The sequence below is a fragment of the Ruegeria sp. AL2 genome, from assembly GCF_056540845.1.
Genome location: NZ_JBQFXM010000011.1, coordinates 20,151 through 34,902 on the forward strand (window position 1 = coordinate 20,151; position 14,752 = coordinate 34,902).

The window sequence follows — 14,752 nt, forward strand, 5'->3', positions numbered from 1 at the left end:
CAAAAACGTCACAAGATCAGCAGTTTTCACCGATGTGTCGCGGCCCGCTTTTCACGTCGAACGACAAAAGGCGTGACTCCGAAGAAGCTTTTGTAAACAGAGGAAAACCCGTTCGGAAAACCGCAGGCCAATCCGATTTCGCGAACGCTCATAGTGGTGTTCAGAAGCAGGTTATTGGCCTTGGCCAGCCGCATTTCACGATAGAATCCGTTGGGCGTGGTGCCAAAGAAGGTTTTGAACTTACGCTCAAGCGAGCGGTTCGACAGTTGCAGCGAATCGACGATCTGATTGATCGGCAGAGGGTCTTCGATATTGGCCTGCATGAGCTTGATGCACTGATCCAGCTTCACATCTCCGGTCGCCGTCAACTTTACCCCAGAGAATGGCTGCATCGAGGCGAAATCCCGGATGTTTTCATGCAACATGATGTCCGCCACGGTCATTTTTGCGGGCCCCGAGATATGACGGCCGATCACTGCCAGCGCGATATCTGTTGTCGCCTCCATTCCGGCACAGGTCACAACGGCGCCCTGTTCGGTTGCAATCGACAGTTTGGCTTCAAACCGGGCCCCGCGTTCCCGCAGGAACGAGGCATTCTCCCAGTGGGTTGCCAAATCGTCTGTACCCTGTTCGTCGATATACCGGCTGGCGGCTTCCGCCAGCAGAAACACCTTGGCATCCCGGAAGGTGTAATCCGACACCACCCGCCCCAAAGACAAGTCCGGGTGATCCGGGTCAGAATTGCCGATCACAAAAAGATAATTCGCCTTGGGCTGCGTCTGCACGCGTTCCGTTTGCACCACCGCGTCGCTGCTGCTGGAGATCGGGCCACCTTTGAGCGACCGATAGGCAAAGGTGAACGGCGGCTTCGGACACACACGATTTGCCAACCTGAGAACCTCGACCAATGAGGCCAGTTCAAGCAGCACAAATCCGGGTGCGACCAAAATATCGAAATGTTGCTGTATCGCCTGCGGTGATTCAGAAGCAACTTTCCTCATCGCTGTCACCTTAGACGATCTCATGCCCGGCAGTACGCAACCGCTTGGCCAGCGCTTCGATGTGGTCCGGGCCGATCTCGCAGCATCCACCGACAATCGTGGCCCCCTGATCGACCCAACGCATGACGTGATCCGCATAGGCATCGGGACCAAGATCATGGCGTTGATCCAACGCATCCACTGTCGGCGCGTCCTTTAGAAACTCATCCGAAATATGTGTAAAGCCGTTGGCATAGGCACCATAAGGCTTGTTCATGCCGGACAGGATGTCCAGAGCAGCTGGGATCGCTTCGGGGCGCGAACAATTAATCAGCAGCGCATCAGGTGAAAACTCTGCAACCAAGGGCGCGACATCCCTGAGCGGTTCGCCGGACCTGAGGCGGCTGCCATCTTCGTCATTGACCGTGAATGACAGCCAGACTGGTTTGCCACATCCGGTCGTTCCACGCAGCGCACCCTCGGCCTCCTGCACCGAAGATACTGTCTCGATCAGAAACAGATCGACGCGCGCAGCCATCAAAGCCACAAGTTCAGCAAACTTTCCCGCCGCATCTGCCGGGTCGGGATTCAGGTCGGGTCGGTAAGATGCAAGAAGCGGCCCCAGAGACCCCGCAATCCGCCCCCCGGTCGAAGTACGAGCACGTTCGGCCTGTGTCAGGGCAGTGTCGATAAGGGCGGGCATCTGGTCCTCCATCCCCACTCGCACCAGGCGTGAACGGTGGACGGCATAGGTATTGGTGGTGGCAACCGTGGCACCACGACGGAAGTAGTCGCCATGCACCGCGCCGACCAGATCAGGGTGGTCGATCATCACACGTGTGGACCATAGTGGCGTCGCCCGGTCTCCGCTGCGTTTGACCAATTCCTGTCCGATTGAACCGTCCAACAGAGTGATCTTTGTCATGTCGTTGCTCCTTAAGGCAGCAGCACGAGTTTACCCGGAAGGGTCTTTGCCTGAAAATCAGCCTGTGCGCGGACGATATCCTTCAACGGGTAGGTTCGGGAAACCAGTGGCTTGATCCGTCCGGTATTCATCAACTCCACTAGGCGGCCAAAGACTTCGGGTGCCTGATGCGTGCAGCCGTGAATGGTGATGTCGCGCAAATAGATGTCCCGCAGATCAGCCTCGACAATCGGGCCGGCGATTGCCCCAGAAACGGCGTAGTGCCCGCCGGGCTTCAGGGCAAGGATCAGCGATGCCCATGCGGGCCCGCCAACAACATCTATAACCGCGTCGAACATATCCTGCGGCGGCAGCTCATCCCGGGCAAATGTGCCCAACGCCCCTTGGGATCTGACGACCTCTGCCTTCTCTGCAGCCGTCACACCCCAAACCGATGCTCCGCGCAGCGCCGCAAGCTGCACCGCCGCCAGACCGACGCCGCCTGACGCGCCAGTGATCAGAACTTTTTGCCCAGACGTCACGCCCGCGCGCGTCAGCAGGTTTTCGGCAGTACCAAAGGCGCAGGGAATGGCCGCAATTTCAACATCAGACAGGGGCGATGCACTTACGTCGTAAAGATCATTTGCTTCAACCAGACAGTATTGGGCAAAGGCCCCATCAATCTCTGACCCGAGCGCAATAAAGCCCTGAGGGTTGCCGGGGCGCGGACGTGGAAGGTTGATCGGGCACGTCACACGCTGGCCCTTTTTGAACCCCGTGTTTGGCCCGACTTCTTCAACGATCCCGCACAGATCGCCGCCCTGAATGCGGGGAAAGTTCAGTGCGCCGCCCCACCCTCCGGCTTCAATATCCTGATCGACGGCATCCGTCCCGCCGGTGACATCCGATGAATACCAGCCGACCCTTGTGTTGATATCCGTGTTATTGACCCCTGCCGCGGCGACCCGAACAAGCACCTGCCCCGGCCCAGGGGCCGGGACAGGGATATCGTCGCGCCATTCCAGCGCCTCTGTTCCGCCATGGCCGGTCAGATAGACGCCGGACATGGTCGCCAAACGCGTCACGCCCGCAACCGCTCGTTCTCGGGGTCCCAGAGCGGTTGATCCAGCTCTACCACGGCGCGGCATTTCTGACCGTAGATTTCGACCTCAAGCTCAGTTCCGGGATTGGCAAACTCGGCCCGGATCATGCCCAGCGCGATGGATTTGCCAACGCGGTAGCCCCATGCGCCGGATGTGGTTTCGCCGATGATCTCATCGCCTTGCCAGATACAGGACATATACGGCGCGTCGCAATCGCCTGCATCAACGGTCAGGGTGACGAAGGACTTTTTCACGCCTCGCTGCTTTTCGTCCAGGATTGCCGCCTTGCCCGGGAAGTCCTGTGGTTTGTCGAGCTTGACGAACCGTTCCAGCCCGCCTTCAAGCAGGGAATAGTCGGTCGACAGATCGCCCTTCCAGGCGCGGTACCCTTTTTCGATCCGCAGCGAGTCCAGCGCATACATTCCAAACGGCTTGGCACCGGCATCGATGATCGCGTCGTAGATTGCAGGCATGTGTTCGTTCAGTGCATGCACCTCCCATCCCAGTTCACCGGCAAAGGAAACGCGGATCAGATAGGCGGGTTGGCCGGCGACGGTGGCGGACTGGTGGGTCAGCCATCCCGAAGTCAGATCGGCGTCGGTCATTGACGACAGGATCTCACGCGATTTCGGGCCAGTCACAATCAGCGTGTCGCGCGTGGTGGTGACATCTTCGATTGAGACCCCGGCAGGCATTGCCTTCATCAGGATATCACGATCATGCCATTGCGCAGTCGCCGCCGTGATCATGATGAACTCTTCTTCACCCAGCCGGATGCAGGACATTTCGGTCAGGATGCGGCCACGGTCGTCCGAGACATAGATGAGGTTCATCCGACCGACCTTTGGCAGCCCGCCGGTTGCAAGGCCGCGCAGAGCTTCGGCAGCGCCGTTACCCTTGACCATGAAGCGCGAGAAGCCCGGCAGGTCCAACACGCCACAATGATCGCGCACAGCTTCGCATTCTTCCTTGATCCGCTGTTCCCACGGACCGGACCGACCCCAGGTGTGGGTCGCCTCGAGCGAGGTGTCATCGCCGGGCTGGGCAAACCAGTTGGCGCGTTCCCAGCCGTTATAGGCGCCCATTACGCCACCCAGCGCCTTGACCCTGTCATGCACGGGTGACAGTTTCTTGTCGCGCGCGGCGGGCCATTCATGGTGCGGGAAGTGCATGGCATATTCGTTGCCATAGACTTCCATGCCTTTCTGGTTGCAATAATCCTGATCGGTGTAATCGGTATAGCGGCGCGGATCGACGGCCCACATATCCCATTCGGTCGCGCCATCAACGACCCATTCGGCCAGAACCTTGCCTGCGCCACCGCCCTGCGCGATGCCGAAGGTGAAAGTATGTGCCTCGAACGCGTTTTTCACACCGGGCATCGGGCCGATCAGCGGCAGCCCGTCAGGCGCATAGGGGATCGGCCCGTTGATAACGCGCCCAACACCCGAGGTTGCCATCAGCGGCACCCGTTCCATCGCATCGGTGACGATATCTTCGATGCGGTCCAGATCGTCATTCCACAGCTGAAAGCTGAAATCGTCAGGCATCGGATCGTCTTCGGTCATCCAGTGGCCCTTGCAGTTGGGCTCGTAAGGACCAAGGTTGAAGCCGTTCTTTTCCTGCCGCAGGTAGTAAGAGACATCCACATCACGCAGCAGCGGCAGCTTGGCACCGCTTTGCTTGGTCCATGCTTCGATCTCGGGGATTTCATCGGTCAGCAGGTACTGGTGGCTCATGACCATTGCCGGAACGGTGCGGCCACCGAAGGGCTTGAACCATTCGCCCACACGCTGCGCATAATACCCGGCTGCGTTCACAACATAGTCACAGGCTATATCGCCTTTGTCCGTGTGCACGGTCCAGGTGCCGTCGTCATGCTGTGTCACGCCAGTCGCCGGGCAGAAACGGATGATCTTCTGCCCCATATCGCGCGCGCCCTTGGCCAGCGCCTGCGTCAGCTGCGCCGGATCGATATCACCATCCGTCGGGTCGTAGAGAACACCTTCAAGATCGTGCGTTTCCAGGAAGGGATAGCGCGCTTTCGCTTCTTCCGGAGTCCACATCTCCATGGGGATCCCCTGATACCGGCCCATCGCCATGGCGCGCTCGAACTCCTGCACACGTTCTTTCGAATGCGCCAGTCGGATCGAACCGGTCTGGTGGTAGTTCATCGGATAATCGACTTCTTCACCCAGACGCGCATACAGCTCGGTCGAATAGCGCTGCATGTTCATGATCGCCCATGAGGTCGAAAAGGTCGGAACGTTCCCTGCCGCATGCCAGGTCGACCCGGCAGTCAGCTCGTTCTTTTCCAGCAGAACACAATCGGTCCAGCCCTTCTTGGCCAGATGATATAGCGAGGAAGCCCCCACCACGCCACCGCCGATAATGACCACGCGGGCTTTTGTTGGAAAATCACTCATGCGTTTAGATCCCTGTTACTGTGCCTCTTGAGGCAGATCGTCCGTGATGTCGTAATAGTCGCCCTTGTCAGCCACAAAGATGTGCTTTGAGAGCTTTAAACCCGTGGGAGCATCGAGTGCGCCCATGGAGATCGAAATCGTGTCCTCCTGGTTGTGTTGCCAGAAGAGAAACGAGCCACATTTGCTGCAGAACCCCCGTCGGGCGATGTCAGACGCGCGATACCAGCTTAGCGTGTCGCTGGCCGAGAAACTCAGGTTGTCCTGATGGGTTGAGGTCGAAGCCCAGAAATGGCCCGACTGTCTGCGGCACTGTCCGCAATGGCAGACCGAAGGCAGCGACAGGTCTCCGTCAATCGTGAACGCGACCGAGCCGCAAAGGCAGGATCCCTTGTGCATCTGACTACCCCTTTGTTGCGGGTGTGGTGCTGGTTCCCAACAACACACCGTAGATGACAAAACAGGCCGCCATGATCCGGCGCACCCAGATATTGAACACGGCGCTCAGCGCTGCCCTGCCCATCAAGGCGCCCAGCGCCGTAAAGCCGGTGTAGCTGAGTGTGGTGATGATCAGCGCGGTAGGCATGATAACCCCCATCTGCTGCCAGACCGGGACCTCGGGCTGAACGAACTGCGAAAACGCGGCCAGGTACCCGGCGACGCTTTTGGGATTGATCGTGGCCACTGCCAGCGCGTGCAGATAGACATGTCGCGCCGGACGCTCGGAGGCTGGTGCGGGTTTTGTTGCATTCATCCATCCGCGAATGCCCAACCAGATCAAAAACCCCGCACCAATCAGCTTGGCGACAAAGAACCCGGTCGGCGATGCGGCGATCAGGGCCGTCACACCCAGCGCAGACAGGATCAGAAAGGCGCTGGCTTGCGTGAGAATTGCCAATACGCCCAGCATTGCCTTTGGGAACGGAAGGCTCATCCCGTTCGAGATGCAATTGACCGCATTTGGGCCCGGCGTGGTTACGAAAACCACCCAGAAAAACGCAAATATGGTCCAGGCTTCGAACGACATCAGTAGACCGGCGGGGCGATGACCCAGATGGCCGCAGCGGGCTCGTCGTAAGGGTTGGCCCATTGATAAGGTTCGTGTCGGATCCGAAAACTGTCACCTGGCCCAACCGTGAACGCGCGCGCCCCGATTGTCAGGTCCAACTTGCCCGAGATCATGTATCCGACTTCCTGTGTCGGACGATTGGCCGGTGTCTGCATCTGCGAGTTGGGTTTGAAGGTAGAATGTACCATTTCGAAATCATCGGTCAGATCCGGCGAGAGCAGTTCTTCGATCAACCCTTCCTCGCCCGACCCCATGGGCCGGCGCGAGCCGGCACGCACGACATATCCCTGCTCGTCCGCAGGTGCCGCCGAATGCGCAAACAACATCGACATGGGTACGCCAAGGCATTCGGCGATCTGCCTCAGGTCCGAGATCGACGGCTCAGACATGTCACGCTCAACCTGGCTGAGCCAGCCCACAGACCTGTCCAGCCGGGTTGCGATAGCACTCAGCGTCAATCCACGCGCCTTGCGCAGCGCGCGGATATCTGCACCAAGTGTTGCACTTTGCGGGGCCTGGCTGTTCAATGGGGCTCCAACTCTCGTGAAAATTTGATCTCGTTTTTCACGATGCCTCGATTCCGTGAAATTTCCAAGCATTTTTTCACGCAAGCCCGTATTCCGGATTGGCTATGCCCTGACGGTTCGGTCACTCAGCTGATATGGCAAACATATGTATCGGTGGTGGCAGAGGCGCGCTCGTGCCAAAGCGTGAAGCCTGTTTTTTGCAGAACGCGGGCTGAACCCGGATTGTCACGCCCGACCCCGGCAATGAGACGCACGGCAGGCCCAGGCGTCAATGCGTCCTGCAAGCCTTGCAACATCTCGGAGGCGTAGCCATTCCCCCAAGCGGATTCTGCAATCAGATAGCCAACGTGAAGGTTTGGAATTGAATCGGCCTCTGTACTCATGGCCAACACGAATAGGCCAATAAGGTGGTTACCGCGGTTATAGCGCGCAAGCAGAATATCGCTTTCAGCACGTCTGTCATCAATCCAGTTCGAAATATCCCGGCCCTGCAACTGCATCGACGGTGGCAGGTGTTTCAGGACCGCAGGGGTCAGAAGCGCGACAAGATCATCTTCAAGCCGAGCTCGCAATCGCGGATCGGTGAGTTCAACCTTCCAGTTGCGAACCGAAAGGCGCGGAGTTCGGAAATGGCCTGGAACCATTGTTAATCCAATACGTATCGGGCTTTCCGGTTTTATCAGGCCCCGAGCGAAATCGAAAAGAGGAAACCGGTAGACGCACCTTGTACGGACCGAGAATCAATCAGGCTTGTGCGAAGGTCTTTGACAGGATCGCGGACAGGTTATCCGCGTCTTCAGTTGAGAACGCATCGGGTTGGTTGCTGTCGATGTCGAAAACTGCAATCAACTCGCCCGCTGCGTTCCGCACCGGCAGAACAAGTTCGGACCGGGTTGAACTGGCGCAAGCGATGTGACCCGGAAACGCGTCGACATCCGGCACCAGCTGCACTTCGCCAGTGCGCGCTGCCGCCCCGCAGACGCCGCGCGCGAACGGGATGACCAGACAGCCATGCCCACCCTGGTAGGGGCCGATTTTCAGCAAGCCCGGTTCTGTCACCCGGTAAAACCCGGTCCAGTCGAAACGGTCGTCAGAATAGTGGACCTCGCAAGCAACGGTGGCCATCAGGGCAACCTGATCGGTTTCGCCTTCGGTCAATGCTGCAATTGTACTGGCCAGCGTACTGTAATCGACGGTCATAGGTCCCGAACCCCTTGGAAAACCCCCGGGGGCTCTGCCCCCGAACCCCCGGAGTATTTCGAAAAAGATGAAGGGTCAAATGCGTTCGATCGCGATAGCTGTTCCTTCACCGCCGCCGATGCAGATTGCAGCGACTCCCCGCTTGAGATTTCGTTTCTCGAGCGCGTTCAACAAGGTGACCATTATACGGGCGCCAGATGCTCCTATAGGATGGCCCAAGGCACAGGCACCGCCATTTACGTTTACCTTGTCGCGCGGCAATCCCATCTCGTGCATGAAAGCCATCGGCACAACTGCGAAGGCTTCATTGACCTCCCACAGGTCGACATCATCCTTGTTCCAACCGATGCGGGACAGGAGCTTTTGCGCCGCCGGAACCGGCGCAGTCGTGAAAAGTCCGGGCGCTTGAGCATGGCTGGCATGTCCCAGAATACGGGCCCGAACTGTCAGCCCTCGCGCATCTGCCGTCTCAGCCGATGCCAGAACAAGCGCCGCCGCGCCGTCGGATATTGACGAGGAATTGGCGGCGGTCACTGTCCCATCCTTGCGGAAAGCGGGATTCAGCGTCGGAATTTTCTCGGGACGGGCAGATTTGGGTTGCTCGTCAGCCACCTGTACAATCTCACCCTTTCGCGTGCGCACTGTGACGGGGACGATCTCGCCCTCGAAAGCACCGCTTTCTTGCGCGGAAAGTGCGTTGGACAAGGATTTCAAGGCATATTCATCCTGCGCTTCGCGGGTGAACTGATACGCCTCAGCGCAGTCTTCGGCAAAGGTTCCCATCAGGCGGCCCTTGTCATAGGCGTCTTCCAGCCCGTCAAGGAACATGTGGTCGATCACCTGACCATGACCGATGCGCGCACCGCCCCGCATTTTCGGCAGCAGGTAGGGCGCGTTGGTCATGCTCTCCATACCTCCGGCGACCATTGTATCCGCATAACCCAATGCGATCTGGTCGAAGGCCATCATCGCCGCCTTCATCCCGGAACCACACATCTTGTTCAGCGTGGTGGCGGGAACCTCCTCGCCCAAGCCCGCCGCGAAACCCGCCTGGCGCGCCGGAGCCTGCCCCTGACCTGCGGGCAGGACACATCCCATCAACACCTCGTCAACCGTCTGTGCCCCTGCCTGCTTTAACGCGGCACGAATCGCTGCGCCGCCAAGCTCGGATGCTGCGACACCGTCGAACATGCCCTGAAAACCACCCATTGGCGTTCTGGCAGCACCTGCAATAACAACATCTCTCATCCGGATAATCCTCCTGTCGTCCGGTCCTTGAATACCGAATGGTAAGAATTCGCGTCTAGCGTATTTCTACGACTCATTTTCAGATTGGAGGGCAGCCGGACCATGGGGCTGACCAGCACATCAGACGGTACGACACAGATTATCACCGTTCACTCTGACCGGATCGACGCTGCGATGGCCATTCAGTTCAAAGAAGACATGCGCGCAGAGACCGAGGCCTGCGCCGATCGGGTTGTCCTTGACCTTTCAGGTGTCGAGTTCATCGATTCAAGCGGGCTGGGCGCAATCGTGGCCTCCATGAAACAACTGGGGCTGAACCGAAGGCTTGATCTGGCAGGCCCGCAGCCCGTGGTGGAAAAGGTCTTTCGCCTGACGCGCATGGATACTGTGTTCAGGTTGTTTGCGACACTGGATGACGCCCTGTCGAAACCGGACAGGTGACAAGAGCAGGAGTGCGACAACATGGAGCCCATTTGTAACGCGACCTGCCTGGAAGTGAGCTTTCCCGCAACGGAAACAGAAGCCAGCGCGGGGATTGCGAAACTCAGTGCCGGACTGGCGAAACGAGGGTTGCCGCCGCACAAGGCGGACGACGTCAAGATCGCACTGGCAGAAGCAATCAACAACGTTGTGGAACATGCTTATATGGACGTGGCCCCGGCCGGGGTTCAGGTCACATGCCGGTTGGACAGAAACCGCCTGGACATTCTGATCTCGGACACGGGCCATCCATTGCCCGGCTACGAACCACCAGACGGAACACCAGCACCACTGGGAACCCGCATTCAGGATCTGCCCGAAGGCGGGTTCGGCTGGTTCCTGATTCATCAACTTACCAGCGATATCTGTTATGAGCGTCGCGACGGGTGCAATCGGCTATCCTTGCGATTTAACTTTGACAAGAACGGGTAATCAGCCGCAATTGGCCACAATAACGCCATTTTCGAAACATTGTCGCGCCGCAAATCGCCGCCATACAGTGACTCGTAGCTCAGATAGCTTCCCTCGGCGCCAATTATCACAGCCCCCACCCAGTGAACGGCGCCGAGGATCTCCCCCCAACTTGAATTGACTGGACAACCGGCAATCAGAGAATAGCTTTCCCCTGTTTTAAGGAGAAAGAACCACCATGCGTGATCTGCACAAACCTGGCCGGTCGGAAGTTTTTGCAACGCGGGGGATGTGCGCAACGTCGCACCCGCTGGCCGCCAAGGTGGCAATCGATATTCTTGAGCGCGGCGGCAACGCCATGGACGCAGCGATTGCAGGTGCAGTTCTCCTTGGGATTTGCGAACCGCAGATGACCGGGTTGGGGGGCGATTGTTTCGTTTTGTTCAGCCGTGCGGGCGAAAACCGGATACGCGCATTGAACGGATCGGGTCGCGCGCCGGCCGCCGCGCGGGCGCAGCCCTTGCGAGACAAGGGTCTGTCATCTGTACTGTTGAACGGCCCGGACGCGGTGACTGTTCCCGGTGCCGTGGACGCCTTCTGTCACCTTGCAGAAACCGAAGGACGTTTGGGGCTGGGCGCGATTCTGGAACCCGCAATCCACTATGCCGATGCTGGCGTTCCGGTGGCCCCTCGGGTTGCATTTGACTGGAAAACAGGGGCGACCACATTACAGGGCGCTGCGCGTGATCATTATCTGGTCAATGGGCAAATACCCGCAATCGGGCAGATCTTTCGCGCCCCCGGTCAGGCTGAGGTCTTGCGCAGGATCGCCAGCCAGGGACGAGACGCTTTTTATTCAGGAGACATTGCCGAGGATATGATCCGGGCTCTGTCCGCACTCGGAGGTGTCCACACCGCCGAGGACTTCCACCGCACCAAGTGCACTGAAACGCAGCCCATGCGCGGGGCCTACAAGGGTGTTGATCTGGTCGAACACCCGCCGAACGGCCAAGGTGCAACCGCGATCCTGCTGCTGAACATTCTAAAACAGTTCGATCTGGCCAGTATGGATCCATTTGGAGCAGAACGGGTTCATATCGAGGCTGAAGCCACCAAGCTGGCTTATGACGCGCGCAACCGGTTTATTGCTGATCCCGATCATGTCGCGCGGGCCGAGCGGTTTCTTGATATGGATGTAGCAGTCAGGCTGGCGGCATTGATTGACCCAAAACGCGCAATGCCCGCAGCAGCACCTTTGACGGAAGCCGTACACAAAGACACGGTCTATATCACAGTGGTCGACCGCGACCTTATGGCTGTGTCGCTGATTTACTCGATCTTTCATGGCTTTGGGTCAGGGATCGCGTCCGAGAAATACGGCATTCTGCTTCAGAACAGGGGCGCGGGGTTCACGCTTCAGCCGGGTCACCCCAATGAACTGGCTGGCGGCAAGCGCCCGATGCACACGATCATACCGGGGATGTTGACCGAGAATGACCGTGTCACGATGCCATTCGGCGTCATGGGCGGTGCTTATCAACCGACCGGGCACGCGCGTTTCGTTTCGAACCTTAGGGACTTTGGGCTGGAGCTACAGGAAAGCATCAACGCGCCGCGTGCCTTTTTTGATGGAAATGTCCTGAAACTGGAGCGGGGCTATTCTGAAGAAGTGGCGAAACAATTGTCTGAAATCGGCCACAATATTGAAGTTCCGGAAACTCCGCTTGGTGGAGCGCAAGCGATCCGAATCCGAAAAGACGGTGTTTTGGAAGGTGCCAGCGACCCGCGCAAGGATGGGTGTGCCCTTGGATACTGATCAGCGGCAGTACAATGCCGACCGGTTCGCCAGACCTAGTTCAGGTGGAAATGCAGAGGGTAGGCACCGTCTTCGAATGGGCCGAACATGTTGGAGATATCCGGGTGTTCAACCGGCTCGCCGGAATAGTCTGCAACCAGATTTTGTTCTGAAACATAAGCAACATAGAAGGATTGGTCGTTCTCTGCCAACAGGTGGTAGAACGGCTGTTCTTTCCTTGGACGGCTGTCTTCCGGAATGGCCTGATACCATTCTTCTGTGTTCGAAAACTCTGGGTCCACGTCAAAAATCACCCCTCGAAAAGGGTGTTTCTTGTGACGGACCACCTGGCCCAATCCGTATTTCGCGCGTGTCTTTAACATTGTTTCAGCCCCCACCGCATTTACTAACGGTTTTTGGCCCGAAATGCCAATCATTGATGTGAAATTCAGGGAAACAGTCTGTGAACCTAATACTGACAGTGTTCGAAATCGTGGCCCCGGTTTTTCTCTTGGCAGCCATTGGCTTTACCTGGGTCAAACTGGGGTTCGAATATCGGCTGCAATTTGTGACACGCTTTGCAACGACGCTGGCAATGCCCAGTCTGATCTTTGTTGCGCTCATGCAAACCGACATCCCGGGCGGAGATTTGTCGCGTTTCACATCCGCGACCCTGGTCGCAAATCTTCTGCTGGCAGGGGTGTTCTGGTTGCTGGTTCGCGTATTGAAACTGGATCAGCGCACGTACCTGTCACCGCTGATTTTCGGCAATACCGGCAATCTTGGCTTGCCGCTATGTATCTTTGCGTTCGGACAGATTGGCTTGGGTTACGCAGTCATCTTTCTGTCTGTAACTGCGCTGTTTTCTTTCACTTATGGAATATACCTAGTCGCCGGAAAAGGCGCATGGGGACAAGTCTTGCGCCAGCCGATGGCGTGGGCGACCATTCTGGGTGCAGTGTTTTTGTGGCAAGGGTGGCAAACTCCGACATTTCTAACCAACACGTTGGAGCTTTTGGGGCAAATGGCTGTTCCGCTGATGTTGGTCACGGTCGGTGTGGCAATCGCCCGCCTGACCTCGCGCAGTCTGGGGCAAGCACTCTGGTTGTCAGTCCTGAAACTTATCGTCTGCTTTGCGTTGGGCTGGGGGATTGGAGTGTTGTTTGATCTGGACACTGTCGCCTTTGGCGTTCTGGTCCTGCAAATTTGTACGCCGGTCGCTGTGACCTCATATTTGCTGGCAGAACGATTTGAAGCCGATTCCGATGCCGTTGCCGGCATGGTCATGGTGTCCACTGTGCTTTCCGTGGCGGCGTTACCCGTAATTCTTGCCATTGTTTTGTAGCGATTGTGATTTCCTCAGAGCTCAATCTACGCTAGAATAAACAAAAAAAGGCATGAGGCACATGAGCAGAATTCTTATCGTACTCTTCGGGGTGCTGCTTTTGGCATCCTGTGGCGGCGGGTCAAAACAACCGCCCAGCAAACTGAACGACGCGTGCAGTATTGCGCACGAGCGACCGGATTTTATCAAGGCTTTCAAAAGCACCGAGCAGAAATGGGGTGTTCCGGTTCACGTTCAGATGGCCACGATTTATCAGGAAAGCCGATATCGCCACGATGCACGTACCCCGCACCGTTACGTGCTGGGCGTGATCCCGATGGGGCGGCAAAGCAGCGCCTATGGGTTCAGCCAAGCACTGGACGGCACCTGGGATCAATATCAGCGCGAAACCGGCAAGCGTCGGGCCAAGCGGGATCGCATCCGCGACGCGTCGGACTTCATCGGCTGGTATATGAACAAAAGCTATGAGCGCAACGGCATCCACCCCGGCGACACACGCAATCAATACCTGGCCTATCACGAAGGCCACACGGGGTACGCACGCGGCACCCACAACAGCAAATCATGGTTGTTGAGCGTGGCCAATGACGTGGACGCACGCGCGCAACTGTATCAGGCGCAATTAGCGAACTGCCGGTACTGAGTCATACTCAACGGGTCAGCGATTGACTGACCCGCGTCTTTCCTTGTTCGAAAAAAGGCCCTGATCCAGGTCATCGCTTTCGGTCAGCGCGCCCAGAAGAACTGTGGTCTGACTGCCCGCGTTGTCATGGATCACCCATTTGCGAAGTTCGACCGGGTTATCGGTGAACATCAATTCAATCCGGCCTGCTTCAGGGTTCTTGGGGTCTTGTGCAGTGACCACTGTGGCCGTGCCGTCAAAGCTGTGGCCGACAACCATATTAGCCTGATCAAGATTCACATTGCGCGCCAGCACAATGGATAGCGGCGTGCGCTTCAGCGGGTACTGCTCGGGCGGCTGGTTCGATTTGGGATCAAAGATCTGTACACTGCCCGAGCGCGCCAGCACCACAGCGCTGTTGGGCGGGTCATATTCGAACCGCATCTTGCCCGGGCGCTGCATCCACAGCTGCCCGGTGCTCAACGAGCCATCATCATTCACCTGCGTGAACGTTGTCTGAACCGTTTTCAATCCGTTCAGGTAACTTGAGATTTGCGAAAGCGGCAGTTTTTCCGCCGCCCAGGCGGCTGGTGCAGCCAGTGTCAAAGCAAGGGCAAAAGCAATCTGTTTCATGCCGTACAGATA

General features: G+C 57.7%; 17 protein-coding genes. 5 read left to right on the forward strand and 12 right to left on the reverse strand.

Features of this window, described 5'->3' with window-relative positions:
• Window positions 1–26 precede the first annotated feature (26 nt).
• The 10 genes from ACR0ID_RS13795 to ACR0ID_RS13840 all read right to left on the reverse strand — a co-directional run bounded on the left by ACR0ID_RS13795 (window position 27) and on the right by ACR0ID_RS13840 (window position 9,454).
• The gene (locus ACR0ID_RS13795; RefSeq protein WP_480606243.1) at window positions 27–1,001 is read right to left on the reverse strand and encodes a GlxA family transcriptional regulator; all 975 of its coding nucleotides are present in this window, start codon (window positions 999–1,001) and stop codon (window positions 27–29) included.
• A gap of 10 nt (window positions 1,002–1,011) precedes the next feature.
• A complete protein-coding gene (locus tag ACR0ID_RS13800) occupies window positions 1,012–1,905 on the reverse strand; it encodes a homocysteine S-methyltransferase family protein (protein ID WP_480606246.1) in 894 nt (297 codons plus the stop codon).
• An 11-nt stretch (window positions 1,906–1,916) separates the two neighbouring features.
• Window positions 1,917–2,951: an alcohol dehydrogenase catalytic domain-containing protein gene (locus ACR0ID_RS13805; protein WP_480606416.1), complete on the reverse strand. Its 1,035-nt coding sequence runs from the start codon at window positions 2,949–2,951 to the stop codon at window positions 1,917–1,919.
• A gap of 14 nt (window positions 2,952–2,965) precedes the next feature.
• Window positions 2,966–5,413, reverse strand: coding sequence for a GcvT family protein (locus ACR0ID_RS13810; RefSeq protein ID WP_480606248.1), 2,448 nt, complete (start codon window positions 5,411–5,413; stop codon window positions 2,966–2,968).
• Between the two features lie 15 nt (window positions 5,414–5,428).
• Window positions 5,429–5,809, reverse strand: a complete 381-nt coding sequence (locus ACR0ID_RS13815; protein WP_480474125.1) for a GFA family protein — start codon at window positions 5,807–5,809, stop codon at window positions 5,429–5,431.
• Window positions 5,810–5,813: 4 nt separating this feature from the next.
• Window positions 5,814–6,437: a LysE family translocator gene (locus ACR0ID_RS13820; protein ID WP_480474126.1), complete on the reverse strand. Its 624-nt coding sequence runs from the start codon at window positions 6,435–6,437 to the stop codon at window positions 5,814–5,816.
• Window positions 6,437–7,006, reverse strand: a complete 570-nt coding sequence (locus tag ACR0ID_RS13825; protein WP_480474127.1) for a helix-turn-helix domain-containing protein — start codon at window positions 7,004–7,006, stop codon at window positions 6,437–6,439. The genes ACR0ID_RS13820 and ACR0ID_RS13825 overlap by 1 nt, the downstream gene beginning before the upstream one ends.
• A gap of 125 nt (window positions 7,007–7,131) precedes the next feature.
• Window positions 7,132–7,650, reverse strand: a complete 519-nt coding sequence (locus ACR0ID_RS13830) for a GNAT family N-acetyltransferase (protein WP_480555044.1) — start codon at window positions 7,648–7,650, stop codon at window positions 7,132–7,134.
• A gap of 100 nt (window positions 7,651–7,750) precedes the next feature.
• Entirely contained in the window at window positions 7,751–8,206 is a 456-nt protein-coding gene (locus ACR0ID_RS13835; protein WP_480474129.1) for a GAF domain-containing protein, read from the reverse strand.
• A gap of 75 nt (window positions 8,207–8,281) precedes the next feature.
• On the reverse strand, window positions 8,282–9,454 hold the full coding sequence (locus ACR0ID_RS13840; protein WP_480606252.1) for a thiolase family protein: 1,173 nt from the start codon (window positions 9,452–9,454) through the stop codon (window positions 8,282–8,284).
• 102 nt (window positions 9,455–9,556) lie between these two features.
• Here ACR0ID_RS13840 and ACR0ID_RS13845 point away from each other — a divergent pair, with 102 nt between their 5' ends.
• The 3 genes from ACR0ID_RS13845 to ACR0ID_RS13855 all read left to right on the forward strand — a co-directional run bounded on the left by ACR0ID_RS13845 (window position 9,557) and on the right by ACR0ID_RS13855 (window position 12,161).
• Window positions 9,557–9,895, forward strand: a complete 339-nt coding sequence (locus ACR0ID_RS13845) for an STAS domain-containing protein (RefSeq protein ID WP_480493872.1) — start codon at window positions 9,557–9,559, stop codon at window positions 9,893–9,895.
• A 21-nt stretch (window positions 9,896–9,916) separates the two neighbouring features.
• Window positions 9,917–10,366, forward strand: a complete 450-nt coding sequence (locus ACR0ID_RS13850; protein ID WP_480474132.1) for an ATP-binding protein — start codon at window positions 9,917–9,919, stop codon at window positions 10,364–10,366.
• 217 nt (window positions 10,367–10,583) lie between these two features.
• Window positions 10,584–12,161 (forward strand): gamma-glutamyltransferase family protein, encoded by a 1,578-nt coding sequence (locus tag ACR0ID_RS13855; RefSeq protein ID WP_480606257.1) that lies wholly within the window; start codon window positions 10,584–10,586, stop codon window positions 12,159–12,161.
• Between the two features lie 35 nt (window positions 12,162–12,196).
• Here the strand turns inward: ACR0ID_RS13855 and hspQ are convergent, their stop codons facing one another.
• Complete coding sequence (gene hspQ, locus ACR0ID_RS13860) at window positions 12,197–12,523, reverse strand: heat shock protein HspQ (protein ID WP_209504966.1); 327 nt, start codon at window positions 12,521–12,523, stop codon at window positions 12,197–12,199.
• 80 nt (window positions 12,524–12,603) lie between these two features.
• Here hspQ and ACR0ID_RS13865 point away from each other — a divergent pair, with 80 nt between their 5' ends.
• Together ACR0ID_RS13865 and ACR0ID_RS13870 are read left to right on the forward strand one after the other, a co-directional pair.
• Window positions 12,604–13,485 carry an AEC family transporter gene (locus ACR0ID_RS13865; protein ID WP_480493874.1) on the forward strand — a complete coding sequence of 294 codons (882 nt, stop codon included), beginning with the start codon at window positions 12,604–12,606 and terminating at the stop codon, window positions 13,483–13,485.
• 61 nt (window positions 13,486–13,546) lie between these two features.
• A complete protein-coding gene (locus tag ACR0ID_RS13870; RefSeq protein ID WP_209504968.1) occupies window positions 13,547–14,128 on the forward strand; it encodes a transglycosylase SLT domain-containing protein in 582 nt (193 codons plus the stop codon).
• Between the two features lie 15 nt (window positions 14,129–14,143).
• On the opposite strand, the gene ACR0ID_RS13875 is transcribed toward ACR0ID_RS13870, so the two are convergent.
• A complete protein-coding gene (locus tag ACR0ID_RS13875; RefSeq protein ID WP_480474135.1) occupies window positions 14,144–14,740 on the reverse strand; it encodes a LolA family protein in 597 nt (198 codons plus the stop codon).
• Window positions 14,741–14,752 lie beyond the last annotated feature (12 nt).

Coding starts and splice junctions, on each gene's coding strand:
- ACR0ID_RS13795 (WP_480606243.1), bottom strand. CDS start 1,001: ATGAGGAAAGTTGCTTCTGAATCACCGCAGGCGATACAGCAACATTTC.
- ACR0ID_RS13800 (WP_480606246.1), bottom strand. CDS start 1,905: ATGACAAAGATCACTCTGTTGGACGGTTCAATCGGACAGGAATTGGTC.
- ACR0ID_RS13805 (WP_480606416.1), bottom strand. CDS start 2,951: ATGTCCGGCGTCTATCTGACCGGCCATGGCGGAACAGAGGCGCTGGAA.
- ACR0ID_RS13810 (WP_480606248.1), bottom strand. CDS start 5,413: ATGAGTGATTTTCCAACAAAAGCCCGCGTGGTCATTATCGGCGGTGGC.
- ACR0ID_RS13815 (WP_480474125.1), bottom strand. CDS start 5,809: ATGCACAAGGGATCCTGCCTTTGCGGCTCGGTCGCGTTCACGATTGAC.
- ACR0ID_RS13820 (WP_480474126.1), bottom strand. CDS start 6,437: ATGTCGTTCGAAGCCTGGACCATATTTGCGTTTTTCTGGGTGGTTTTC.
- ACR0ID_RS13830 (WP_480555044.1), bottom strand. CDS start 7,650: ATGGTTCCAGGCCATTTCCGAACTCCGCGCCTTTCGGTTCGCAACTGG.
- ACR0ID_RS13835 (WP_480474129.1), bottom strand. CDS start 8,206: ATGACCGTCGATTACAGTACGCTGGCCAGTACAATTGCAGCATTGACC.
- ACR0ID_RS13840 (WP_480606252.1), bottom strand. CDS start 9,454: ATGAGAGATGTTGTTATTGCAGGTGCTGCCAGAACGCCAATGGGTGGT.
- ACR0ID_RS13845 (WP_480493872.1), top strand. CDS start 9,557: ATGGGGCTGACCAGCACATCAGACGGTACGACACAGATTATCACCGTT.
- ACR0ID_RS13850 (WP_480474132.1), top strand. CDS start 9,917: ATGGAGCCCATTTGTAACGCGACCTGCCTGGAAGTGAGCTTTCCCGCA.
- ACR0ID_RS13855 (WP_480606257.1), top strand. CDS start 10,584: ATGCGTGATCTGCACAAACCTGGCCGGTCGGAAGTTTTTGCAACGCGG.
- hspQ (WP_209504966.1), bottom strand. CDS start 12,523: ATGTTAAAGACACGCGCGAAATACGGATTGGGCCAGGTGGTCCGTCAC.
- ACR0ID_RS13870 (WP_209504968.1), top strand. CDS start 13,547: ATGAGCAGAATTCTTATCGTACTCTTCGGGGTGCTGCTTTTGGCATCC.
- ACR0ID_RS13875 (WP_480474135.1), bottom strand. CDS start 14,740: ATGAAACAGATTGCTTTTGCCCTTGCTTTGACACTGGCTGCACCAGCC.